The sequence below is a fragment of the Mycobacterium syngnathidarum genome (assembly GCF_001942625.1).
GTDB classification, from domain to species: domain Bacteria; phylum Actinomycetota; class Actinomycetes; order Mycobacteriales; family Mycobacteriaceae; genus Mycobacterium; species Mycobacterium syngnathidarum.
Genome location: NZ_MLCL01000042.1, coordinates 23,796 through 46,908 on the forward strand (window position 1 = coordinate 23,796; position 23,113 = coordinate 46,908).

Genomic DNA, 23,113 nt, shown 5'->3' on the forward strand with positions numbered 1-23,113 from the left:
GGCCAGGTCAGTCAGCATGTCGGGATGGGGCGTAGGTGTTGCAGCTACAGTGCATGGCGTGACTGCCCGCACGTCCACCAAGCCACTACACCGCAATGCCAGAACCTTGGCGGTACTGGCTGCGGCGATGGTCCCGGTGTTCGCCGGGTGTTCGACCGACGAGCCCGCATCCCCCGAGGTTCCCCAGACCCAGACGCAGAGCGCAGGCGGTGCCGCCAAGCACGGCCCGCATTTTCCGCACTGCGGCGGCGTGACGGACCAGACGGTGACCGAGTTGACGCAGGTGCAGGGGCTGGTCAACACCGCGACCAATTCGTCGGGTTGCCAGTGGCTGCAAGGTGGCAGCATCTTGGGACCGCACTTCTCGTTCACCTGGTTCCGGGGCAGCCCGATCGGCCGCGAGCGCAAGACCGAGGAACTGTCGCGGACCAGCGTGGAGGACATCAACATCGAGGGCCACGGCGGTTTCATCGCGATCGGCGAGAACCCGCTCAAAGCCGGCGACGTGAATCTGTGTGAGATCGGTATCCAATTCGACGACGATTTCATCGAGTGGTCCGTGAGCTTCGACCAGAAGCCCTATCCCGATCCGTGCGAAGTCGCCAAGGAACTGACCCGCCAGTCGATTGTGAATTCCAAATGATGACGCGACGTGGGATCAGAGGACTGACGGCCGTGCTCGCCGGGCTGGCGGCTTTCGCCGGACTGACCGGTTGCACCACCACGGTCGACGGCACCGCCGCCAAGGAGGGGTCCATCAGCGGCCCCAGTAACAACAGGTCCGAGAAGACCTACCCCAACCTCCTCAAGGAGTGCGATGTCCTGACCACGGACATCCTCGCCAAGACGGTGGGTGCCGACCCGCTGGACATCCAGAGCACGTTCGTCGGCGCAGTGTGCCGCTGGCAGGCGGCCAACCCGGCCGGCCTGGTCGACATCACCCGGTTCTGGTACGAGCAGGGCAGCCTGGACAACGAACGTCAGACGGCCGAGCAGCTGCAGTACGGGATCGAGCAACGGCGGATCGCCGGTGTCGATTCGATCATCATGAGGCCCGACGGGCTCAACGGTGCGTGCGGCGTGGCCAGCGACGCGGCCGGTGTGGTGGGTTGGTGGGTCAATCCGCAGGCCCCGGGGATCGATGCCTGCCCCATGGCCATCAAGCTCATGGAACTGACGCTGGCCACCAACTCCTAACGGGGTACGTGGAAGCGCATCAGTGTCGCACCGCCGAGTGCCAGCTGGTCCCATGAGCTGTTGACGCGCACCACCGCGATCGCCGAGGTCGGGAACTTCAGCGAAATACTCTCCGCAGCAGATCGGTTCGAGCCGTCCGACAGCCCGAGAGCGACGGCGGACACGGCGGGCTCGTGCCCGATCACCAACAGCGTCGACGGATCGGTGCCGAAACGCGACGTGGCACCGTTGATCTCGTCGATGACGGTTCCCGGCCGGGCGTCGTAGATGCGCTGGGCGAACTGCACGGGCGCGTCGATGCCGGTGCGCTCCAACGTCTGCCGGGTGCGCGCTGCCGTAGAGCACAGCACCGCGTCCACGGCCGGGAGGTTGGCCCGGATCCAGTCTCCGGCCAGCGCCGCCTCCCTGATGCCGCGCGCGGCCAGGGGACGGTCGTGGTCGGCCACCCCGTCGGGATAGTCCGACTTGGCGTGGCGCATCAGCAGCAGGGTTCTCATCGGACTGTCGGGGGCGGCCATTCTCAACAGAGTAGGCAAGCCTGAGGCCATGCCGCTGCAGGTCCCGAGACTTGTCGGCCCGCAGTTTTACACTCGCCTTGCTTGGTGAGAGACACTGAAGGGACGGGGCCGATGCGTTTTCTGCACACCGCCGACTGGCAACTCGGCATGACCCGTCACTTCCTCAGCGGTGAGGCCCAGCCTCGTTACTCCGCGTCGCGCCGCGAAGCGGTGGCGGCGCTGGGCCCGGTGGCCGCGGCCTCGGGCGCGGAGTTCGTCGTGGTGTCCGGGGACGTGTTCGAGCACAACCAGTTGGCCCCGCGTGAGGTCAGCTTGTCGCTGGAGGCCATGCGCGCCATCGGCGTACCGGTGTATCTGTTGCCGGGCAACCATGATCCGCTCGATGCCGCCTCGGTCTACACGAGCGCACTGTTCACCACCGAATGCCCGGACAACGTCGTGGTCCTCGACCGTGCGGGGGTGCACGAGGTGCGCCCGGGGCTGGAGATCGTGGCCGCGCCGTGGCGGTCCAAGGCGCCCACCTCGGATCTGGTCGGCGACGTGCTGGCCGGTCTGCCGGCCGACGGTGCCACCCGGGTGGTGGTCGGCCACGGTGGCGTCGACCTCCTCGATCCGGACAAGGGCAAGCCGTCGCTGATCCGGCTGGCCACTGTCGAGGACGCGTTGGCCCGCGGCGCGGTTCATTATGTGGCATTGGGGGACAAGCACTCTCGCACCGAGGTCGGGTCGACCGGGCGGGTCTGGTACTCGGGCTCACCTGAGGTGACGAACTATGACGACATCGAATCGGACCCGGGTCACGTACTTGTGGTCGATATCGACGAGACCGATCCGCAGCGCGGCGTTCGGGTTGCGTCCGAGCGAGTGGGCCGGTGGCGGTTCATCACGCTGCGCCGTGAGGTGGACACCGATCGCGATGTGGCCGATCTGGATCTGAATCTGGATCTGTTGGAGGACAAGGAACATACCGTCGTACGGCTGGCCTTGACTGGCTCGCTGACCGTGACTGACAAGGCCGCGCTGGACGCCTGCCTGGATCGCTATGCCCGGTTGTTCGCGGCGCTCACGCAGTGGGAGCGGCACACCGAGATCGCGGTCCTGCCCGCCGATGGCGAATTCGACGACCTGGGTATCGGTGGGTTCGCGGCGGCCGCGGTCGATGAGTTGGTGGCCACCGCTCGCACCGACGGCGCCGCGGCCGACGACGCACGCGCGGCACTGGGGCTGTTGCTGCGTCTGGTCGACCGGGGGAGTGCGGCATGAAACTGCATCGCCTGGTCCTGACCAACTACCGCGGCATCACCCACCGCGAGATCGAATTCCCGGATCACGGTGTGGTGGTCGTCAGCGGCGCCAACGAGATCGGCAAGTCCTCGATGATCGAGGCGCTGGATCTGCTGCTGGAAGCCAAGGACCGCTCGGGCAAGAAGGAAGTCAAGCAGGTCAAGCCGACCCACGCCGACGTCGGTGCCGAGGTTGCCGCCGAAATATCCACCGGCCCTTACCGTTTCATGTACCGCAAGCGTTTTCACAAGCGTGCCGAGACCCAGTTGACGGTGCTGGCGCCGGTCCGCGAGCAGCTCAGTGGCGATGAAGCGCACGAGCGGGTGCTGGCGATGCTCGCCGAGACGGTGGACACCAGCCTGTGGCAGGCCCAACGGGTGCTGCAGGCCGGCTCGACGGCTCCGGTCGACCTGTCGGGGTCGGATGCGCTGGCCCGGGCGCTGGACGTGGCCGCGGGCGAGGCGGTGGCACTCTCCGGGGACGAGCCGCTGCTGATCGAGCGGATCGATGCGGAGTACTTGCGTTACTTCACCGCCACCGGCCGGCCCACCGGCGAGTGGGCGGCAGTGACGAAGCGGCTCGCCGCCGCCGAGGAGCAGGTGGCGCAGTGTGCGGCCGCCGTGGCCGAAGTGGATGACGCGGTGCGCCGGCACGCCCAACTCAGCGTGGAGGCCGCGGATGCGGCCGCGCAACGCGAAGAGGCACGCGCAGGCCTGGCCGCCGCGCGCAAGGCCGCCGACGCGGTTGCCGCACTGGTCCAGCGGCTCAAAGAGGCCGAGGTGGTTGCCGAAGCCGCCCGGGTGGCGCAGGCCGCATCGACCGCGGCGCTCACCGAACGCCGCCGGCTGCGTGCCGAACTCGACGAGCGTGCCGCCACCATCGCCGAACTACAGTCCGCGCTTGCCGTGGCCGACAACGAAACCACCACGGCGCGTGAAGTTCACGAGGCCGCCGAGGAAGCGGCTGAACAGGCCCTGGTGGCCGTACAGGAGCACGAATCCCGGGTGGAGGCAGCGCGCACCACCCTGACCCGGATGACCGAACGTGACGAGGCTGACCGGCTGGCCACCCGGTTGAGCAAGATCGATACCGCTGTACGTGACCTCGACCAGGTCACCCGCGAACTCGCTGAGATCGCGCTCGACGACGCCGGCATGCGGGCCATCGAAGCGGCCGCGGTGGCGGTGGAACGTGCTGCGGGGCAGGCTGAATTGGCTTCGGCCCGAATCGAACTCGTGGCAGCCGCCGACCGTGACGTCCGGGTGGACCAGGCGCAGGTGCCCTTGGCGGCCGGGCAGCCATGGTCGGTCAACACCACCGCGGACACCGAGATCGACGTGCCCGGGGTGCTGACCGTTCGCGTGGTGCCCGGCGCTCCGGCAGCGCAGACCCGGGCGCGTCTGGACGAGGCGCAGAATGTGCTGACGGCCGCGCTGGCCGCGGCCGGGGCCGACGATGTGGACACCGCGCGCGCTCTCGACGTCCGCCGCCGGGAACTGCTCGGAAGCCGGGATCGGTTGCGCGCCACCGTGGATGCTCTCACCGGGGACGATGACCTGACGGTGCTGCGGGCGCGGCTGACCCAGCTGCAAGCCGGTCAGCCCGATGAGGCGGGGCTGTTCGAGCTGTCCGGGCCCACCGATGTCACCACTGCTCGCACCGACCTCGACACCGCGGTGGCGGCGCACCGTCAGGCGGTGGCTGACTGCGAGACCAGCCGCAAGGTGGTGGTCGCGGCAGCCAAGAAGTTGTCGGAGAAGTCGACCCGCTGCAGCGTGTTGCGCGACAAGCTCACCACCGCCCAGGCCGAGCTGACGGTGGCCGGCGGTCGCCTGGAGCTCCAGCGCGCGCAGACCAGCGACGACGAGCTTGCCGTGAGAGCCCAGGGTGCCGACGACGAGGCGGCCGCCACCGCGGGTCGGGTGACGGCGCTGCAGACCGAATTGTCGGCAACAGAACCTGATTCGGTGCGGTCTGCGCTCGACGAGGCAGCGCGCCGCGCCGAACACCTGGACAACCGGCACGAGATCGCGGTCGAGGGACTGCGCGAGGTGGCCGCCCAGCTCAAGGTGTACGGCACGCAGGGGCGCAAGGGGCATCTCGATGCTGCCGAGACCGAACGCGAACACGCCCACGCCGAGTATCTCCGGGTGCACCGCCGGGCCCGCGCGGCCGAGACGCTGCGGTCGGTGATGGCGCGTCACCGCGACGCGACCCGGCAGCGCTATGCCGATCCGTTCCGCCTCGAGGTGCAGCGGTTGGGCCGGCTGGTGTTCGGTGATGACTTCGAGGTCGACGTCGACAGTGATCTCAACATCCGCACCCGCACACTGTCCGGTCGGACGGTCCCGTACGAATCGCTGTCCGGCGGCGCCAAGGAGCAGTTGGCCATCGTGGCGCGGCTGGCCGGGGCCACGATGGTGGCCAAGGAGGACAGCGTGCCCGTCATCATCGACGATGCGCTCGGTTTCACCGACCCGGACCGGTTGACCAAGATGGGCGCGGTGTTCGACGCCGTCGGCGGGGACGGGCAGGTCATCGTGTTGACCTGCAGCCCGGAGCGCTACTCGAGCGTCGGCGCGGCGCACCACATCGAATTGACCATATAGCCGCTCCGGCCGCATACACTCCGCCACGTGGAGGCTGATTACGTCGTGGTGGGGACCGGTTCGGCCGGTGCGGTACTGGCGAACCGGCTGAGCGCACACCCGAAGCTGAAGGTGCTGGCGCTGGAGGCCGGACCGCGCGACCGCAACAAGTTCATCCACATCCCGGCCGCGTTCTCGAAATTGTTCCGCAGCGAGGTCGACTGGGATTATCTGACCGAGCCGCAACCCGAGCTCGACGGTCGCCAGATCTATTGGCCGCGCGGCAAAACCCTTGGCGGCTCGTCGTCGATGAACGCGATGATGTGGGTGCCGGGCTTTCCCGCCGACTATGACGAATGGGGCGATCGGGCCGGGGCGGGCTGGAACTACGCCGGCCTGGAGAAGTATCTGCAGCGGATCGAAGCCGGCCCGCTGGTGATCGAGGCGCAGCGCAGCCCACGAAGCTCGACGGCCGCATGGCTGGCCGCGGCCGAGGAGTGCGGACACACCGGGTTCCGTGAGACCAGGGTGACCCAGCGTCGCGGCGCCCGATGGAGCACCGCCGACGCATACCTCAAACCGGCCTTGCGGCGGAACAATCTCGCCCTGATCACCGAGGCCACCGCCACGCGGGTCATCTTCGCGGGCAACCGGGCCGTCGGCGTCGAATTCGACAAGGGCGGAGTTCGGGATGTGGCCACCGCGCGCCACGAGGTCATCCTGTGCGGAGGCGCGATCAACTCGCCCCAACTGCTGATGCTGTCCGGAGTTGGCGACGAGGGCCAGTTGGCGCGCCATGGTATCGAGGTAACCCGGCACACGCCGAGCGTCGGCACCAATCTCCTTGACCACCTGGTCGTTCCGCTGGGCTTCGACGTCCGCAATGACAGCTTGTTCGCCGCCGAGAAGCCGCTCGAACTCGTCAACTATCTGGCCCGGCGGCGGGGCATGCTGACCTCGAACGTCGGAGAGGCGTACGGATTCGTCCGCAGCACACCGGATCTGGACCTGCCCGATCTCGAACTGATCTTCGCTCCGGCCCCGTTCTTCGAAGAAGGTATCGGCGACCCGTACGGCCATGCCGTCGTGATGGGCCCGATTCTGCTCAAGCCCCGCAGCCACGGCACCGTCACGCTGCGGTCCGCCGACCCGATGGACAAGCCGATCATCGACCCGCGCTACCTCAGCGATGCGGCCGACCGCACCGCGCTGATGGCCGGTCTGCGGATAACCGCCGAGATCGCCCGGTCCCCGGCCCTCGCGAACGTGGTCGGTAAGGTGGCCCGGCCGCTCGACGCGTCCACGCTCGACGACGAGACGCTCACCCGTGCCCTGAATTCGTTGTCGCACACGCTGTATCACCCCGTCGGTACCTGCCGGATGGGAACTGACGAGGACAGCGTGGTCGACCCACAGCTGCGAGTCAGGGGGATCGAGGCGTTGCGGGTCGCCGACGCGTCCGTGATGCCCACGCTCATCCGTGGTCACACGCATGCGCCCAGCGTGCTGATCGGAGAGAAGGCCGCTGAGCTGATCACGGGTTGATCTTGGATCAGTTTGATCCTTCGACCATGCCGTCGCGTTCGAACTCGATCTTCACCATCTATCTGATCTGAGTGTTGCGCGGCACAATGGACCGCAATGACGATGAACGCCAAGCGCAGACGGGTGCACGACAAGCTCGCCGCGCTACCGGGGGTGCGGGCGGTGCGACGCCCGGTCATTCCCGGTTCCGACGAGCATTTCGACCTGTTCTACGTACGGGCCGGGCGTAAGTCTGCACATCCGGTGGTGATCATCCCGGGCGGTCCCGGTGTGGCTTCGATCCAGCCCTACCGGGCGCTGCGCCGGCGTGCGGCTGCCGCCGGATTCGACGTGATCATGATCGAGCACCGGGGAATCGGGATGTCGCGGCACACCGACGCGGGGGCCGATCTGCCTAGGGAGGCCATCACCGTCGAGCAGGTGGTCGACGATATCGCCGCGGTGCTCGACGACGCCGGCGTGCACGAGGCGGTGCTCTACGGCACGTCGTACGGCAGCTATGTCGCCGCCGGGTTCGGGGTGCGCCACCCCGACCGGATCGCGGCGATGGTGCTCGACTCGCCGCTGCTGTCCACCGCCGACATCGAGGCCATGCGCAGCGCCATCCGCGGTCTGCTGTGGGAAGGCACCGATCCCGAGACCGCGGACCTGGCCCCCAAGGTCCGGCGCCTGGTTGCCGACGGGGTACTGGCCCCCAGAGGGGGAGAGCTGGCCGGCCTGCTGTATGGGTTCGGCGGCCCCGCGATGTTGGACCGTCAGCTCGATCTGCTGTTGCGCGGGCGCACCCTGGTGTGGTCGGCACTGGCGCGGCTGAGCCGGCTGTCGACGCGAAAAGCGCCGTACCACAACGAGGTCGACCTCGTCGGCCGGATCGCCTTTCGTGAGTTGAACTACGCCGGGTCCCCCGATGGGTTGCCACTGGACCCGGCTCTGGAGATGGCCGACATGATCGGCAACGCGAAGTTCTACGAGCCTTTCGAGTCCGAGCCCTTCGATCTCCCGGCGGAGTTGCCCGAGTTCCACTGGCCTACGGTCGTGGTGTCCGGCGGCCGGGATCTGACCACGCCGCCGGCCGTGGCCGAGCGGATCGCGGCACTGGTGCCCGGGGCTGTGTTGGTACGGATGCCGACCGTGGCGCACAGCGTGCTCGATACCAGGGAGCAGGCGGCGTTCGCGGTGATCCGGGCGGTGCGTGACGGTGCGGCGGAACAACTCTCGGCCACCGCCGACGAACTGGACGACCTGCCCTCGCGCGGTGTCATCCGGGTGGCGGTGTCGGCGATCGCGGTGGCGACTGCCTTGGAGGCGGCAATCAATCGTCCGTGGCGATGATGACGGTGGCCACGCCCCGGTTGCGGCAGACGGCGATGAACTCGTGGAACCCGTTGAGACCGACGACCCATCCGTCTGGATGTTCGTTGTCCTTCCGCGGCAAGCTGAGCCGGTAGATCTCGTCCGCGGTGCCCAGGATCGGCGACGTCCACGCCATGATCAACTCGCGCGACAACAGCAGGCTGCTGCTGACCCACGGGTTCAGGTTGGTCGCGGGCCATGACCACAGCGTCGCCACCGCATCGGCATGTGAACATCGCTGGAAGCCATCAACTTTGAGGGAATCCATCCGGTATGGACCATGCCTGGAGCCGGGTACGCCAGTCCACGGGGAAGCGCAGTCGTGGTGGTAGCGGGGATGGGCCAGGACGCTGTTGATCAGATCGGTCCCCGACATCGCGGCCGGAAACGCGAACGTCAGCAGGGTGCACCAGCTGTACATCCCCGGAGCCATGTGCACGGTGGTGTCTTCGATCAGTTCGACGTGCACGGACGCGGCTACTTGAGGAAACCGACCTTGGTGTAGTCGGTGTCGGCCAGTCCGGGGGCTCCGAAGTTGGCCAGGCTGCTGCGCACCGCCACGTTGCCCGGTGACTGGAACAGCGGGAGGCTGAACACCTCCTCGAACAGCATCCGGTCCAGCTCGTTGGCCAGCACCAGCGCCTTGGCCGGATCCAGTTCTTCCAGCGTCTGCTCGATCTTCGCGTCGATCTCGGGGCTGCCGATCTTGCCGAAGTTACTGGCACCGTCCTGGGCGTAGATCTGGGTGAGCGAGCTCAGCGGGAAGGCGTCACCGAGGAAAGCGAACTGGGCGATGTCGAAGTCGCCCTTGATGATGTAGTTGCTGAAGAAGCCGGTCCCCGGCTTGGTGTCCAGCTGCAGGTTCACCCCGATCTGACCGAGCATGTTCTGCGCGATCTGGGCCACCTGGCGAGTGCTGCCCGCGTCGTAGAACACGTTGCGGATGACGAGTTCCTTACCGTCTTTCTCTCGGAATTGGCGTCCTTCAGGCACTTTCCATCCCAGCGCATCGAGTTCGGCCTTGGCTTTCTCAGGGTCGAAGGCCACTGACTCGGCGTTGTCCTGATAGCCCTGCTGACCCGCGACGAAGATGTGATTGTCCAGGGGCACCGGGTTGTCGGTGAGTCCCCGCTGGGTGATGTTGGCCAGTGCCTGACGGTCGATGCCCTTGGCGACCGCACGGCGCAGGGCCGGGTCGGCCAGGATCGAACCGGGTGCACCGTTGAAGGTCAGGTGGTACCAGCTGGCCGAGGGGGCGCGACGGATGCTGATACCCGGGGTCTTGCGAGCGATGGTCAGTTCGTCCAGCGAGCCGGTGCCGGTGGCGTCGATGGTGTTGTTCTGCAGCGCCGGGATGCGTGCGGAGTCATCGAGCACCAAGTAGGTGATGGTGTCCAACAGCGGCGGGGCACCCCACCATTTCGGGTTGCGGCTCAACGTGATCCGCTGCGCGCCCCGGTCGATGTTGGACACCAGGAACGGGCCCGCCGATGGCCCCGGCTGGTTCAGCTGAGCCTTGTTGAACGCCTCCGGGGTCGCGGTCATGCTCTTGGGCAGCAGCCGGCCGTTGCCGGCGAACATGCCCTTCCAGTCGGCGTACGGCTTGGCGAAGGTCATCACCGCCTGGCGGTCGTCGACCCCGCGGGTCACCGACGCCACCCGCTCACAGCCGTTGGGCGCGGCGATGACGAACGCCGGGTCTTTGCCGCTGTTGGCCTCGACCTGGGACTTGATGTCCTCCCAGGTGATCGGCGTGCCGTCGGACCACACCGCCTTGGGGTTGATCGTGTAGGTGACCACCTGGGGGTTGGTGCCCGTCAGCTCGACGTTGGTGAAGTAGTCGGTGTTCACCGTCGCCGATCCGTCGGCCGCGATCACGAAGGCGCGCGGCATGGTGGGCCTGGTGAGCGAGCCGACATCGCCGGTGTTGCCGTCGATGTGCAGCGGGTTGAAGTTCGACGGGAACTCGGTCAGGGCCAGGCGCAGGTTACCGCCGTGCCGCAGGTTCGCGACGTCCTGCGGATTGATGTCGTTGGTGGTGCCGATCTCGGCGGTACCGCCGGCCGAGGGGGTCTCCTGATCTCCGCCCGAACACCCGCTCAGGGCGAGTCCGGCAACAACGGTGGCGACAGCCAAACGGCGGATCTTCAATCCGTTCATCCCGCCGATGCTAGAGGTACCCGGGCCACTATGGGGTGAGGACTCGGACAGCGCCGGTGGGGACCGGGTTTTTCGACGCGGAGACCGCGACGTGCAGGATACTCACCTTGCCGGTCCGGGCTGTGGCACCGCAGCCAGCAACTTGCGGGTATAGGCGTGCTGTGGGTCGGCGAACACCGCATCCCCGGCCCCTTGTTCCACGACCGAGCCTTTGTACATCACCACGACGTCGTGGGCCAGGTGCTTGACCACCGACAGGTCGTGCGACACGAACAGATAGGCCAGGCCGAACCGGTCCTGCAGGTCGAGCAGCAGGTTGATGATCCCGGCCTGGATGGACACATCCAGCGCGGAGACCGGCTCGTCCAGAGCGATGATCTTCGGCTGCAACGCCAGTGCCCGGGCGATCCCGATGCGCTGCTTCTGACCGCCGGAGAACTCTGCCGGGTAGCGGCTGGCATCGGCGTGCCGCAGGCCCACCAATTCCAGTAGCTCGGCCACCCGGTCATTGACCCGTGATTTGTCGATTCCGTTGGCTGTCAACGGCTCTGCCAACACATCGAACACCGGCAGTCGCGGATCGAGTGAGGCCACCGGGTCCTGGAACACCACCTGGAGCTCGGTTCGCAAGGCGCGGCTGGTCTTCCGGTTCAACGTGGCCACGTCGGAGCCGAGCACTTCGATCGAACCCGATTGCGGCGCGGACAGATTCAGAATCTGGTGCAGGGTGGTGGACTTTCCGGAACCGGACTCGCCGACGATGCCGAGGGTTCGGCCGCTGCGCAGGTCGAAGCTGACGTTGTCGACCGCCCGGACCTCGCCGATCTGCCTGCGTAGCACCACGCCCTTGGTCAGCTTGTAGGTCTTGGTCAGCTCTCGCACCCGCAGCACCACATCGGGCTCGGCAGAAGGCCTTTCAACGTCGCCGCCGGTCCTGGGCACCTCGTATATCTCGGCAGCGCTGCGACCGGCCACATGATCTGTGCGGATGCAGGCTGCGTGGTGATCCGCCGCCAGTTCGATGAGTTCGGGTTCGGCGGCCTCACATCCATCGATGGCCAGCGGGCAGCGTGGGGCGAACGGGCAACCGGTCGGTGCCACGGTGAGCGAAGGCGGTGCACCCGGGATAGGCACCAGCCGGGTGCCCTGCGGGGCATCCAGTCGCGGCACCGAACCGAGCAGACCGACGGTGTAGGGCATCCGCGCGCGTTCGTAGAGCCCGGCCACCGGGGCGTCTTCGACGGCCCGCCCGGCGTACATCACCAGCGCCCGGTCGGCGAACTCGGCGACCACACCGAGGTCGTGGGTGATGATCAACACGCCGGCGCCGGTGACGTCGCGAGCGGTCTTGAGCACGTCGAGGATCTGAGCCTGCACCGTGACGTCCAGCGCGGTGGTGGGCTCGTCGCAGATCAGCAGATCGGGGTCGTTGGCGATGGCGATGGCGATCACCACCCGTTGGCGTTCGCCGCCGGACAACTCGTGCGGGAATGCTCGAGCGCGTTGTTCGGGTTGGGCGATACCGACCAACTCGAGCAATTCGACCGCACGGATCCGTGCCGCACGCCGACCCAGATCGCGATTGTGCACCGTGAGTGCCTCGGCGATCTGGTCGCCCACCGTATAGACAGGGGTCAGGGCGGACATCGGGTCCTGGAACACCGTCCCGATGGTGTTTCCCCGGATCCGGGACAGCTCTGCGTCGGACAATCCGAGCAGTTCCTCGCCGCGCAGCCGCACCGATCCGGAGATCTCGGCGAATTCGGGAAGCAATCCGACGACGGCCATGGCGCTGGCCGACTTTCCGGCCCCGGATTCACCGACGAGCGCGACCACCTCGCCGGAGTCGACGTGAAAGTTCACCCCCCGCACCGCATGTACGGCGCCGGTGTCGGTCGGGAAGTCCACTCTAAGACCGGACACTTCCAGCAGCCGGGTCATCGCGCCGCCCCCTTGCGGCGCCGGAGCCGGCCGCTGCCAGGGTCGAAAGCATCCCGTAAGCCGTCGCCGGCGAGGTTGGCGCACAACACGATCAGAACCAGCATCCCGGCCGGGAACAGAAACACCCACGGGAACGTGGTGGTGGATTTGGTGCCGTCGGCGATCAGCGTGCCCAGCGAAACATCGGGAGCTTGGATGCCGAAACCCAGGAAGCTCAAACCTGTCTCGCCCAGAATCGCCAGACCGACGTTGAGCACGGTGTCGATGATCAACAGCGACGCCACGTTCGGCAGGATGTGACGTGCGATGATCCGCCAACTGCGCACGCCCATATACCTTGCCGCGACGACGAATTCGCGTTCCCGCAGGCTCAGCGTCATGCCTCGCACGATCCGCGAGCTGATCATCCAGCTGAACAGCGAGAACAGCACGATGAGCCAGAACACCCGGTCGGACTGGCCCAACCGCGGCGTGACGATCGCGATGAGAATGAAACTCGGCACCACCAGCAGCAGGTCCACGACCCACATCAGCGCGGTGTCGCGCCAGCCGCCGAAGTATCCGGCGACCGCGCCGACCGTGGCGGCGATAACGGTCGAGATGAACGCCACACAGACCCCGATCAGCATGGATTTCTGCATGCCCCGCAGGGTTTGGGCGAAGATGTCCTGTCCGAGTGCGTTGGTGCCGAACCAGTGGTCCGCCGAAGGTGGCTGCTGCAGCGCGTAGTAATCGAGATCGGTGTAGCTGTAGGGCAGCAGCGGCGGCAACGCATAACATCCGACGAACAGCACCACCAGCAGCACCAGTGACACCACCGCGGGTTTGTTGCGCAGGAATCGACGGAGCACCAGGACGCGCCGCGTGGCGAATTCCTCGGTGTGCACACCGGACTGGGCTGAGGTGGTCGTCGCGTCGCTCATCGCACCCGCACCCTCGGGTCGAGTGCCGCGTAGATGACATCGGACAGCAACCCGGCCAGCAGCACCACCGACCCGGAGAACACCGTGATCGCGGCGATGATGTTGGTGTCCTGGGTCGCGATGCCCTGTACCACCCACTCGCCCATACCGTGCCAGCCGAAGATCTTCTCGACGAACACCGCGCCGGTGACCAGACCGGCCACGCCATAGGCGAACAACGTGGCCATGGGGATCAGCGCGGTCCGCAGCCCGTGTTTGAACAGTGCCTGGCCGCGGGTCAGCCCCTTGGCCCGTGCCGTGCGGATGAAGTCCTGGCCCAATACATCGAGCATCGCGTTGCGCTGATAGCGGCTGTAGCCGGCGATGGCGCCGAGAGCGAGGGTGAAGGTCGGTAGTGCGAGGTGCTGAAGCCGGTCTACGAACTGGTCCCAGGCGCCGCCGACCGGCACTGGCGCGGTTTCCCCCGTGTACTCGAATATCTGCACGCCCAGGACCGAGTTCACATTGAGCGCGGCCAGGATCAGCAGATTGGCGATCACGAAGGTCGGTGCGCTGAGCACGAGCAACGAGAGCAGCGTGATGAATCGGTCAGAGAGCCGGTACTGCCGGATGGCGCCCCACGCGCCGAGCACGACACCGATCACGGTGCCCACAACCGAACCGAGGACCAGCAGTCGCAGGCTCACACCGATGCGTCGCCACAGTTCATCGGAAACTGGCTGTCCGGTGACGGTGGTACCGAAGTCGCCGCGGACCGCGCCGGTCGCCCAGTCGAGGTAACGCAGGGGAAGTGGCTTGTCGAGGCCGAGTTCTGCGGCCTTGGCGTCGATCGCGGACTGTGGTGGCCGCGGGTTGCGCTGCAGCAGGCTGTCGAGCGGCTCGAATGTCAGCGACGTCAGCGTGAAGGTGAGAAACGACGCCAGGGCCAACAACACGATGTAGTTGAGCAGCCGGCGCGCCAGAAAGCGCGTCATCCGGTCGGTCCTGGCCACGGCTGCATGCCAGACAGGGTAAAGCAGCCGGGAACGTGGGTAACTGACAGTTGGGCCACAGCCTCGACATAGAAATCGGGCGTTCACTGAGATTCATGAAGGTCAGCGGGCTCAAGAAGGTGAAAGTCATCGCCGCGGTGGCCGGCGGTGCGGCAATGGTGGGGCTGGGCGTGTTCGGCGCGGTCTCGGACCTGCACGCGGTTGCCGGGGCGGATTCTCGAGTCTTGGCGTCGGGGTCCCACATGAACCTCGGCCAGACCAGCACCGAGACCACGCCGCCCACCGCGCCCGCGGTGTCGATGGCGGTACCGGCGATGCGCGGCTACACGCCACCGTCGGGATTCGCCACCACACATTGATCGCAGGTGGTGGTTTCACCGCCGGCTGCCGGGGATATACGAGGCGGCGGGAGGTGAGACACATGGGTAGCGCGAAGGAAAACAATCGGCGAAATCTGAAATTGATCTCCGCCGGTGTCGGTGCGATCGGCGGGTTAGCCACAGCGGTGCTGGGGAAAGGCGCGGGCGGTAACCTCACCGGCGCCCCGCAGCGGGTCGAGCCGCCGGCGATCACCACTGGACAGACCGTCACCGAGACCACTGCGCCGTCGGCCCCGGACACGTCGGAGGCCACGCCCAGCGTCTCGGCAACGACGCCGTCGGGATTTGCTACGCCGCACTGATCGGGGCTGGTTCGGGCAGCGGGCCCGGAACGCGGCCGGTTTTCTCGCCGCTGGTTACGCGGTAGGCAGGTCGCTGTGACAGCAGACGAACGCAACAAGCGGACCAAGTACGTGATGGCCGGTGTCGGGGCGATCGCACTGGCAAGCATGGGAGCGCTCGGCGCGACGGTGGGGGAGGTGCCGATCAGCGGGGCGACGGTCGGCCCGATGCCGGCCGCCGGAGCGGGTGAAACCGTAACCGAGACAACGGCTCCGAGTGAGCCAGAAACCTCCTTCGCCAAACCGACGGTGAAGGCGAAACTGCCCGACGGGTACGGCAACTAGGGCAGCGGCTGCCGACTTTCACAGCTGGCACATAGACAGCGCTCAGTCCAGGCCTAGCGAGCGGGAGAATACTGAGCCGGTGGGCACGACGACCAATGGCACCGAATCCGAGTCTGGGCGTGCCGTCATGCGGCGGGCCGACGGAAACCCGATCCAGGTCCTGGTGGTCGATGATGAGCCCGTACTGGCCGAACTGGTCTCGATGGCGTTGCGTTACGAGGGCTGGGACATCACGACGGCCGGGGACGGCGCGAGTGCGATAGCCGCGGCCAGGGGTAACCCGCCGGATGTCGTGGTCCTCGACGTGATGTTGCCCGACATGAGCGGCCTGGACGTCCTGCGCAAACTGCGTGAGCAGATCCCCGGGCTGCCGTTGCTGTTGCTGACCGCGAAGGATTCGGTGGAAGACCGGATCGCCGGCCTCACGGCGGGCGGTGACGACTATGTCACCAAACCGTTCAGCCTGGAGGAAGTGGTGCTGCGGTTGCGCGCGCTGCTCCGGCGCACCGGGGTGACCAGTGAAGACGGCGGGGCCAAGATCGTCGTGGGCGATCTGGTACTCGATGAGGACAGTCACGAGGTCACCCGCGGTGGAGACCCGATCACCCTGACGGCCACCGAGTTCGAACTGCTGCGGTTCATGATGCGCAACGCCAAGCGGGTGTTGAGCAAGGCTCAGATCCTCGACCGGGTGTGGAGTTACGACTTCGGCGGCCGGTCCAACATCGTCGAGCTGTACGTCTCGTATCTGCGCAAGAAGATCGACAGCGGACGCGAACCGATGATCCACACACTGCGCGGTGCGGGTTATGTTCTCCGCCCCGCGCGCTGAGGTGACTGCGCCGACCGCAAGCGCCGGCCGGTGGTGGTCACCGCGAACCTGGTCCCTGCGCGCCCGGTTGGTGGTCACGCAAGTCGTCCTGCTGGCTGTGGTGTGTATCAGCATCGGCGTAGCCACAGAGTTTGCGCTACAACGGTTTCTGATGAATCAGCTCGACGATCAGCTGATCGAGGCCGGTCGTCGCTCGGCGGCGATCTTCGAATTGCCGCCCCCGCCCCCGGGGTCCCCGCCGCCCCCGGGTATGCGTCTACATCGTCACCGGGCACCGTTCGACCCCGAAGAGGGGCCCGGCCCCGGATTTCTCAACGCCCCGGGGCAGGCCGCGCGCACGGTCGGTGCCGTGGTGTCGCCGAACCGGCCGGTGGATGCCGGGGTGATCACCAGCGAAGGAGACCGAGTCCAGGTCAGCGCAGCTGCGGCTGAACAGCTTTCGCGGATTCCGGCGACGCGGGTACCAGAGACCGTCGACGTCGACGGGTTGGGCCGGTATCGGTTGATCGGCCTGCACCCACGCCACGGTGGGCCACAGACCATCGTCACCGGCCTGCCGACTGCCATCGTCGACGACACGCTGCTGTGGGTGCTCGGAATGTTCGGTGTGCTCGCCGCCGTCGCACTCATCGCCGCGACCGTGGCCGGAATCCTGATCATCCGGCACCAACTTGCGCCACTGTCAAGGGTTTCGGCAGCGGCACGTCGGGTCGCCGATCTCGAACTCGACCGTGGCGAGGTGCGGCTGCCCACGCCGATCGTCCCGGTCGACCCGGCAGGCGTGCACACCGAAGTCGGGCAGCTCGGCACCTCGCTGAACCGGATGCTCGACCGCATCGCCAGCGCGCTCTCGGCGCGCCACGCGAGTGAGACCCGGGTCCGCCAGTTCGTCGCCGATGCCAGCCACGAGTTGAGGACCCCGCTGGCGGCCATCCGGGGCTACACCGAACTCGCCCAGCGCAGACACGATGACCTGCCCGCCGACGTGGCCCACGCGATGAACCGGGTGGAGTCCGAGACGACGCGGATGACACAACTGGTCGAGGACATGCTGTTGCTGGCCCGCCTCGACGCCGGCCGGCCGCTGGAAAGCGACAGGGTCGACGTATCGCGGCTGGTCGTCGACTCGGTCAGTGACGCTCACGTCGCCGGCCCCGACCACCAGTGGTCACTCGATCTGCCCGAGGACCCCGTGGTCGTCGAGGGCGATGAGGCCCGCCTGCACCAAGTGCTGGCGAACCTGCTGGCCAACGCCCGCACCCACACTCCCGGGGGCACCTCGGTCACGGTGTCGCTGAAGCCCGACGACGAAGATGCGGGTGCGGTGCTGATCACCGTCGCCGACAACGGTCCCGGCATACCGCCGGCGCTGCTGCCCGACGTGTTCGAGCGGTTCGCCCGCGGCGACTCGTCGCGCTCGCGACGCGAAGGCAGCACAGGGCTGGGCCTGGCGATCGTCGACGCGGTGGTCAAGGCACACGGGGGCGCCATCGAAGTGAGCAGCACGGTGGGTCGTACCGAGTTCGTGGTGCGGCTTCCCCGGTCGAGCTCACAGCGCACACACAGGACGGACCAATCGGAGACCTAGCGGCCACGACAAACATGAAGTGGTGACGCTGGTCCTTCCCGTCGAGCAGACAGGTACTCGCACAAGCCCCGCGCCGGTAGCGCGATTCTCCGTCTGTTCGCACCGGCTGGCCCTCGGTGTGCTGTTGGCCGCGACCGCCGTGCTCTACCTGTGGAACCTGTCGAGCAGTGGGTGGGCCAACGCGTTCTACTCGGCCGCAGCACAGGCCGGGGCGCAGAACTGGTCCGCCATGCTGTTCGGGTCCAGCGACGCGGGTAACGCCATCACCGTCGACAAGACTCCCGCGGCGTTGTGGATCGTCGACATCACGGTGCGCTTGTTCGGGCTGAACTCCTGGAGCATTCTGGTTCCGCAGGCTCTGATGGGTGTCGCAGCGGTGGCGCTGCTCTATGCCGCGGTGCGGCGGGCCGCCGGGCCGTGGGCCGGGTTGCTGGCCGGCACGGTGCTGGCGCTGACGCCGGTGGCGGCGTTGATCTTCCGGTTCAACAATCCCGACGCGCTCCTGGTGCTGCTGCTCGTGACGGGCGCGTACTGCGTGCAGCGCGGAATCGAAAAAGACTCCAGCCGTTGGTGGTTCGTCAGCGCGGGGGCGGCAGTCGGGTTCGGTTTCCTGGCCAAGATGTTGCAGGCGTTCCTCGTCCTGCCGGCCTTCGTGGCGGCGGTGGTGGTCGCCGGAGACCGCTCGTTGGGCCGGCGGATGCTCGATGTGGTCACCGCCGGGGCAGTGATGCTTGTCAGCGGCGGCTGGTATCTGGTGCTGGTCGAGCTCTGGCCGACCTCGGCCCGGCCTTACATCGGCGGTTCGCAGAATGACAGCATCATCGAATTGGCTTTGGGCTACAACGGTTTGGGCCGGCTCACCGGAGATGAAACCGGCGGCCTGGGCAACCTCAACTTCGATGTCGGGCCGGGCCGGCTGTTCGGATCGCAGATGGGCGCCGGCATTGCCTGGCTGCTGCCGGCGGCCCTGGTCTGCCTGGCGGCCGGCGTCTACCTGACTCGCCGCGCGACCCGCACCGATCCGGCCCGTGCCGCCCTGATCCTTTGGGGTGGCTGGCTGCTGGTCACTGCGGTCGTCTTCAGCTTCATGAACGGCATCGTGCATCCCTACTACACCGTGGCGCTGGCACCGGCGATCGGCGCCGTGACCGGCATCGGCGCAACGTTACTGTGGCGGCATCGCTCCGACATCCGTGCCGCGACGGCGATATCGGGTGCCACGCTGGCGACTGCGATCCTGGCGGCAGTGCTACTGGGCCGCCACGACGATCCATATCCGTGGCTGCGGGTCGCGGTGGCGGTCGGCGGGGTCGGTGCGGCGGTGTTACTGCTCTTGGTGGGGCGGTTGGACCGCCGGATGGTCCGGGCGACTGCGGTGCTGGCCGTCGTGGCCTGCCTGGCCGGCCCGGCTGCGTACTCGATCGCCACCGCGGCCAGCCCGCACCAGGGGGCCATACCGTCCGTCGGGCCGTCGCGCGGAGGCGGTTTCGGCGGGCTGTTCGCTGCCCCGGAACCCGGACCGGTGCTGACCGCGACCCTGGCGAAGGACGCCGTGCATTATCGCTGGGTTGCGGCCGTGGTGGGTTCATCGAACGCCGCGGGATACCAATTGGCCACGCGCGCACCGGTAATGGCTGTCGGTGGGTTCAACGGCACCGATCCGGCGCCGACGCTTCAGGAGTTCCGGGAACTGGTCGATGACGGGGCCATCCACTACTTCATCCGGTCTCGCATCATGGCCGGCCGATTCGGCGGACACATCCCCAGCGGCAGCCGGGCCGCCACCGAGATCGCCGAATGGGTGCAGGCCCACTACAACCCGATCAACGTCGATGACACCACCATCTACGACCTGACTCGACGTGCGACGAACACATAGCAGGCGCATAGCTTCGCCCCACTCAGATCACAAGCCGCCGGAGAACGATGAAGTCATGACAACCTTGGTCCACGATCCCGAGCAGCGGTTCCACTTCGCGTCACGGCCCAATGCCGCATTGGCTGCCCGCGAGGCCGGGGTCCCGGTGCTCGACGTCGTCGTGCCGGTGTACAACGAGCAGGCCGCGCTTGCCCATTCGATACGGCGGTTGCACCGCTACCTGGACGAGAACTTCGCCGTGCCCGTCCGCATCACCATCGCCGACAACGCCAGCACCGACCACACCCCGCGCATCGCGGCCGATCTGGCAGCCGAATTCGACGAGCTGCGGGTGGTGCGACTGGAGGAGAAGGGCCGCGGACGCGCACTGCGCACCGTCTGGTCGGCCTCGGATGCGCCGGTCCTGGTCTATATGGATGTGGACCTGTCCACCGATCTGGCCGCGCTCGCGCCGCTGGTGGCACCGTTGATCTCCGGTCATTCGGACCTGGCGATCGGCACCCGACTGGGCCGCGGCTCGCGGGTGGTGCGCGGGGCGAAGCGCGAGTTCATCTCACGCTGCTACAACTTGCTTCTGAAATCGACTCTGGCCGCGCGGTTCTCAGATGCCCAGTGCGGATTCAAGGCGATCCGCGCCGACGTCGCCCACCGGCTGCTGCCTCATGTTGCCGACACCGGATGGTTCTTCGACACCGAGCTGCTGGTGCTGGCCGAGCGCAGCGGTCTGCGTATTCACGAGGTTCCGGTGGACTGGGTGGACGATCCGGACAGCCGGGTGGACATCGTCGCCACCGCCACCGCCGACCTCAAGGGGATCGGCCGATTGCTCCGTGGATTCGCCAACGGTTCGATCCCGGTGAACACCATCGCGGCCCAGCTCGGGTCGTCACGGAAATCGGCTGCACCCCAATCCTTGTTGCGCCAGGCGGTGCGCTTCGCCGCCGTCGGCGTGGTCTCCACGCTGGCCTATCTGTTGCTCTTCACGGCACTGCGCGCCGGTGTCGGTGCCCAGGCGGCCAACTTGGTGGCCCTGTTGGTGACCGCGATCGGAAACACGGCCGCCAACCGGCGATTTACGTTCGGTATCGCGGGAGCGGGCAACATCACCCGCCACCATCTTGAGGGGCTGACGGTGTTCGCGATCGCACTGACCATCACCAGTGGATCGTTGGGCCTCCTGCACATCGTCGCTCCGGTGCCGCACCGCGGCGTCGAAATCGCGGTATTGGTGGCGGCCAACCTGCTGGCCACCGTGATGCGCTTCGTCCTGCTGCGGGGATGGGTCTTTCACCCTTCGCGGACGCGGCGCGCCATCGGGCCGAATCAGGAGACAGGACTATGACGACAACAGTTGACCCGGCGCCGGCCTCCGCGGATCCGACCGCCGTACCCGCGAAGACCGTGACCCCGAGGTGGATCCGGCCCTCGTACTGGGCACTGCTGACCGGCACCGCGGTGCTCTACCTCTGGGCGCTCGGTTCGTCCGGGTGGGCCAACAGCTACTACGCCGCCGCGGCGCAGGCCGGTACGCAATCCTGGAAGGCCTGGCTGTTCGGTTCGCTGGACGCCGGCAACGCCATCACGGTCGACAAGCCACCGGCCGCGATGTGGGCGATGGGGTTGTCGGGCCGGCTGTTCGGCTTCGACGAGTTCACCATGCTGTTGCCGCAGGCTCTGATGGGCGTGGGCACGGTGGCACTGCTGTATGCCACCGTGAAGCGGACCAGCGGCCCGGTTGCCGGGCTGATCGCCGGAGCGGCGCTGGCCCTGACACCGGTCGCGGCCTCGATGTTCCGCTACAACAACCCCGACGCGCTTCTGGTGTTGCTGCTGGTGCTGGCGGCCTACCTCATGGTGCGGGCGGTCGGGCCGGTGTCGGCCAGAGCCAGCGCTGGATGGGTGGCACTGGCCGGATGTGCGCTGGGATTCGCCTTCCTGACCAAGATGTTGCAGGCCTTCCTGATCGTGCCGGGTCTGGCGCTGATGTTTGTGGTCGCGGCGCCTGCCGTCGGCATAGGGAAACGATTGGGCACCTTGCTGATCGGCGCGGTCACGATGGCCATCTCATCGGGCTGGTACATCGCGCTGGTCGCATTGTGGCCTGCCGATGCCCGGCCGTATATCGCCGGCTCGACCGACAACAGCCTGCTGCAACTGGCATTCGGCTACAACGGTCTGCAGCGCATCCTGGGGCAAGAGGGTCGAGGACCCGGCCACGGCCCTGGACCTGGCCATGGTCCCGGCGGCGGTGCCAACCTGATGTTCGGCGGTGATCCGGGGATCGGCCGGATGTTCGGAATGTCCATGGGCACCGAGGCCTCGTGGTTGTTGCCTGCCGCGCTGGTCGGTCTCGTGGCGGCGCTGTGGTTGACGCGTCGCACCGCGCGGACCGCGAGCCTGCGGGCCGGCCTGCTGATGTGGGGTGGTTGGCTCCTGATCACCGCCGTGGTGTTCAGCTTCATGGACGGGATCATCCACCCCTACTACACCGTGGCGCTGGCTCCGGCCGTGGCCGCGGTCGTGGGGATATCGGTGACCGAATTATGGTCTCTGCGAGAGCGATCGGCGGGACGGCTGATACTTACGGTGATGCTGGCCGGCACCGGAGTGTGGGCGTTCGTACTGCTCGACCGGACCCCCGACTGGTTGCCGGCGCTGCGCTGGATCGTTCTGATCGGTTCTCTGTTGACCGCGGTGGCCCTGGTTACGGTGGCCCACCGTCCGGGCAAGCTGCCTGCGGTGGCGGCGATGGCGGGAATCATCTTCGGACTGTCGGCAACCGCGGCCTACACCGTCGAGACGGTGGCGGCCGGACACAGCGGCGGGCCGATCGCCATGTCGGGTCCGAAGCGGGATGCCGGCTTCGGCGGGCCAGGTGGACCTGGCGGACCACCGCCGGGCTTCGGGCGCGCCGACGATCCGGCCCTGGCCGAGCTCATCGCCGGTGCCGATGGTCGGTGGGCCGCCGCGAGCGTGGGGTCGATGATGGTCAGCGATCTCGAGCTCAAGACGGGGGAGTCGCTGATGGCGATCGGCGGGTTCACCGGTAGCGACGATTCGCCCACGCTGGCCCAGTTCCAGCAGTACGTCGCCGACGGCCAGGTCCGCTATTTCCTGGACCGGCCCGAGGGGGGTCGTGGTGGGCCGCCGCGCGAAGAGCACGGCAGTGCCGCGCAGATCACTGATTGGGTGAAGGCGACCTTCGCCAAGATCGTGGTCGGCAACACCCCGGTGTACGACCTCGCGTCGCCGCGTACCTGACCACGGCAATGACACCCCGTGATTGACACCGCGGCGGCCCGGCGGA

20 protein-coding genes are annotated in these 23,113 nt (G+C 67.3%); 14 read left to right on the plus strand and 6 right to left on the minus strand.

Annotation, left to right across the window (positions count from 1 at the left end; translation table 11 throughout):
* Positions 1 to 49 precede the first annotated feature (49 nt).
* Both BKG60_RS13260 and BKG60_RS13265 read left to right on the plus strand, forming a co-directional pair.
* Positions 50 to 643 (plus strand): DUF3558 domain-containing protein, encoded by a 594-nt coding sequence (locus BKG60_RS13260; RefSeq protein ID WP_070946978.1) that lies wholly within the window; start codon positions 50 to 52, stop codon positions 641 to 643.
* Positions 643 to 1,197, plus strand: coding sequence for a DUF3558 domain-containing protein (locus BKG60_RS13265; RefSeq protein ID WP_070946979.1), 555 nt, complete (start codon positions 643 to 645; stop codon positions 1,195 to 1,197). The genes BKG60_RS13260 and BKG60_RS13265 overlap by 1 nt, the downstream gene beginning before the upstream one ends.
* Here the strand turns inward: BKG60_RS13265 and BKG60_RS13270 are convergent.
* Positions 1,194 to 1,715 (minus strand): SixA phosphatase family protein, encoded by a 522-nt coding sequence (locus tag BKG60_RS13270; RefSeq protein ID WP_239252906.1) that lies wholly within the window; start codon positions 1,713 to 1,715, stop codon positions 1,194 to 1,196. The genes BKG60_RS13265 and BKG60_RS13270 overlap by 4 nt on opposite strands.
* 111 nt (positions 1,716 to 1,826) lie before the next feature.
* Here BKG60_RS13270 and BKG60_RS13275 point away from each other — a divergent pair, with 111 nt between their 5' ends.
* The 4 genes from BKG60_RS13275 (at position 1,827) to BKG60_RS13290 (ending at position 8,464) form a co-directional block, all read left to right on the plus strand.
* Positions 1,827 to 2,978 (plus strand): metallophosphoesterase family protein, encoded by a 1,152-nt coding sequence (locus BKG60_RS13275; protein ID WP_070946980.1) that lies wholly within the window; start codon positions 1,827 to 1,829, stop codon positions 2,976 to 2,978.
* On the plus strand, positions 2,975 to 5,608 hold the full coding sequence (locus tag BKG60_RS13280; protein WP_070946981.1) for an AAA family ATPase: 2,634 nt from the start codon (positions 2,975 to 2,977) through the stop codon (positions 5,606 to 5,608). Before BKG60_RS13275 ends, BKG60_RS13280 begins: the two co-directional genes overlap by 4 nt.
* A gap of 27 nt (positions 5,609 to 5,635) precedes the next feature.
* A complete protein-coding gene (locus BKG60_RS13285) occupies positions 5,636 to 7,132 on the plus strand; it encodes a GMC family oxidoreductase (RefSeq protein ID WP_070946982.1) in 1,497 nt (498 codons plus the stop codon).
* Between the two features lie 96 nt (positions 7,133 to 7,228).
* Complete coding sequence (locus BKG60_RS13290; RefSeq protein ID WP_070946983.1) at positions 7,229 to 8,464, plus strand: alpha/beta fold hydrolase; 1,236 nt, start codon at positions 7,229 to 7,231, stop codon at positions 8,462 to 8,464.
* On the opposite strand, the gene BKG60_RS13295 is transcribed toward BKG60_RS13290, so the two are convergent.
* The 5 genes from BKG60_RS13295 to BKG60_RS13315 all read right to left on the minus strand — a co-directional run bounded on the left by BKG60_RS13295 (position 8,445) and on the right by BKG60_RS13315 (position 14,483).
* Positions 8,445 to 8,954, minus strand: coding sequence for a hypothetical protein (locus BKG60_RS13295; RefSeq protein ID WP_070946984.1), 510 nt, complete (start codon positions 8,952 to 8,954; stop codon positions 8,445 to 8,447). The two genes, BKG60_RS13290 and BKG60_RS13295, sit on opposite strands and share 20 nt — an antisense overlap.
* 8 nt (positions 8,955 to 8,962) lie before the next feature.
* On the minus strand, positions 8,963 to 10,645 hold the full coding sequence (locus tag BKG60_RS13300; protein ID WP_239252908.1) for an ABC transporter family substrate-binding protein: 1,683 nt from the start codon (positions 10,643 to 10,645) through the stop codon (positions 8,963 to 8,965).
* A 102-nt stretch (positions 10,646 to 10,747) separates the two neighbouring features.
* Positions 10,748 to 12,586, minus strand: a complete 1,839-nt coding sequence (locus tag BKG60_RS13305; RefSeq protein ID WP_070946985.1) for a dipeptide ABC transporter ATP-binding protein — start codon at positions 12,584 to 12,586, stop codon at positions 10,748 to 10,750.
* Positions 12,583 to 13,509 carry an ABC transporter permease gene (locus BKG60_RS13310; protein WP_070946986.1) on the minus strand — a complete coding sequence of 309 codons (927 nt, stop codon included), beginning with the start codon at positions 13,507 to 13,509 and terminating at the stop codon, positions 12,583 to 12,585. Before BKG60_RS13310 ends, BKG60_RS13305 begins: the two co-directional genes overlap by 4 nt.
* Positions 13,506 to 14,483 (minus strand): ABC transporter permease, encoded by a 978-nt coding sequence (locus BKG60_RS13315; protein WP_070188678.1) that lies wholly within the window; start codon positions 14,481 to 14,483, stop codon positions 13,506 to 13,508. Before BKG60_RS13315 ends, BKG60_RS13310 begins: the two co-directional genes overlap by 4 nt.
* A 113-nt stretch (positions 14,484 to 14,596) precedes the next feature.
* Here BKG60_RS13315 and BKG60_RS13320 point away from each other — a divergent pair, with 113 nt between their 5' ends.
* From BKG60_RS13320 to BKG60_RS13355, 8 genes are all read left to right on the plus strand, one after another.
* The gene (locus BKG60_RS13320; protein WP_070188679.1) at positions 14,597 to 14,860 is read left to right on the plus strand and encodes a hypothetical protein; all 264 of its coding nucleotides are present in this window, start codon (positions 14,597 to 14,599) and stop codon (positions 14,858 to 14,860) included.
* Positions 14,861 to 14,922: 62 nt separating this feature from the next.
* On the plus strand, positions 14,923 to 15,183 hold the full coding sequence (locus tag BKG60_RS13325) for a hypothetical protein (protein WP_234998555.1): 261 nt from the start codon (positions 14,923 to 14,925) through the stop codon (positions 15,181 to 15,183).
* Positions 15,184 to 15,258: 75 nt separating this feature from the next.
* On the plus strand, positions 15,259 to 15,507 hold the full coding sequence (locus BKG60_RS13330) for a hypothetical protein (protein ID WP_234998556.1): 249 nt from the start codon (positions 15,259 to 15,261) through the stop codon (positions 15,505 to 15,507).
* Positions 15,508 to 15,634: 127 nt separating this feature from the next.
* Complete coding sequence (locus BKG60_RS13335; protein WP_070188687.1) at positions 15,635 to 16,339, plus strand: response regulator transcription factor; 705 nt, start codon at positions 15,635 to 15,637, stop codon at positions 16,337 to 16,339.
* Entirely contained in the window at positions 16,317 to 17,927 is a 1,611-nt protein-coding gene (locus BKG60_RS13340) for a sensor histidine kinase (RefSeq protein WP_070946826.1), read from the plus strand. The genes BKG60_RS13335 and BKG60_RS13340 overlap by 23 nt, the downstream gene beginning before the upstream one ends.
* Before the next feature lie 19 nt (positions 17,928 to 17,946).
* The gene (locus BKG60_RS13345; protein ID WP_120764909.1) at positions 17,947 to 19,806 is read left to right on the plus strand and encodes a glycosyltransferase family 39 protein; all 1,860 of its coding nucleotides are present in this window, start codon (positions 17,947 to 17,949) and stop codon (positions 19,804 to 19,806) included.
* Positions 19,807 to 19,861: 55 nt separating this feature from the next.
* Positions 19,862 to 21,148, plus strand: coding sequence for a bifunctional glycosyltransferase family 2/GtrA family protein (locus BKG60_RS13350; protein WP_075909677.1), 1,287 nt, complete (start codon positions 19,862 to 19,864; stop codon positions 21,146 to 21,148).
* The gene (locus BKG60_RS13355; RefSeq protein WP_075909678.1) at positions 21,145 to 23,067 is read left to right on the plus strand and encodes an ArnT family glycosyltransferase; all 1,923 of its coding nucleotides are present in this window, start codon (positions 21,145 to 21,147) and stop codon (positions 23,065 to 23,067) included. Before BKG60_RS13350 ends, BKG60_RS13355 begins: the two co-directional genes overlap by 4 nt.
* Positions 23,068 to 23,113 lie beyond the last annotated feature (46 nt).

Coding starts and splice junctions, on each gene's coding strand:
- BKG60_RS13265 (WP_070946979.1), top strand. CDS start 643: ATGACGCGACGTGGGATCAGAGGACTGACGGCCGTGCTCGCCGGGCTG.
- BKG60_RS13270 (WP_239252906.1), bottom strand. CDS start 1,715: ATGGCCGCCCCCGACAGTCCGATGAGAACCCTGCTGCTGATGCGCCAC.
- BKG60_RS13275 (WP_070946980.1), top strand. CDS start 1,827: ATGCGTTTTCTGCACACCGCCGACTGGCAACTCGGCATGACCCGTCAC.
- BKG60_RS13280 (WP_070946981.1), top strand. CDS start 2,975: ATGAAACTGCATCGCCTGGTCCTGACCAACTACCGCGGCATCACCCAC.
- BKG60_RS13290 (WP_070946983.1), top strand. CDS start 7,229: ATGACGATGAACGCCAAGCGCAGACGGGTGCACGACAAGCTCGCCGCG.
- BKG60_RS13300 (WP_239252908.1), bottom strand. CDS start 10,645: ATGAACGGATTGAAGATCCGCCGTTTGGCTGTCGCCACCGTTGTTGCC.
- BKG60_RS13305 (WP_070946985.1), bottom strand. CDS start 12,586: ATGACCCGGCTGCTGGAAGTGTCCGGTCTTAGAGTGGACTTCCCGACC.
- BKG60_RS13310 (WP_070946986.1), bottom strand. CDS start 13,509: ATGAGCGACGCGACGACCACCTCAGCCCAGTCCGGTGTGCACACCGAG.
- BKG60_RS13315 (WP_070188678.1), bottom strand. CDS start 14,483: ATGACGCGCTTTCTGGCGCGCCGGCTGCTCAACTACATCGTGTTGTTG.
- BKG60_RS13320 (WP_070188679.1), top strand. CDS start 14,597: ATGAAGGTCAGCGGGCTCAAGAAGGTGAAAGTCATCGCCGCGGTGGCC.
- BKG60_RS13325 (WP_234998555.1), top strand. CDS start 14,923: ATGGGTAGCGCGAAGGAAAACAATCGGCGAAATCTGAAATTGATCTCC.
- BKG60_RS13335 (WP_070188687.1), top strand. CDS start 15,635: ATGCGGCGGGCCGACGGAAACCCGATCCAGGTCCTGGTGGTCGATGAT.
- BKG60_RS13340 (WP_070946826.1), top strand. CDS start 16,317: ATGTTCTCCGCCCCGCGCGCTGAGGTGACTGCGCCGACCGCAAGCGCC.
- BKG60_RS13350 (WP_075909677.1), top strand. CDS start 19,862: ATGACAACCTTGGTCCACGATCCCGAGCAGCGGTTCCACTTCGCGTCA.
- BKG60_RS13355 (WP_075909678.1), top strand. CDS start 21,145: ATGACGACAACAGTTGACCCGGCGCCGGCCTCCGCGGATCCGACCGCC.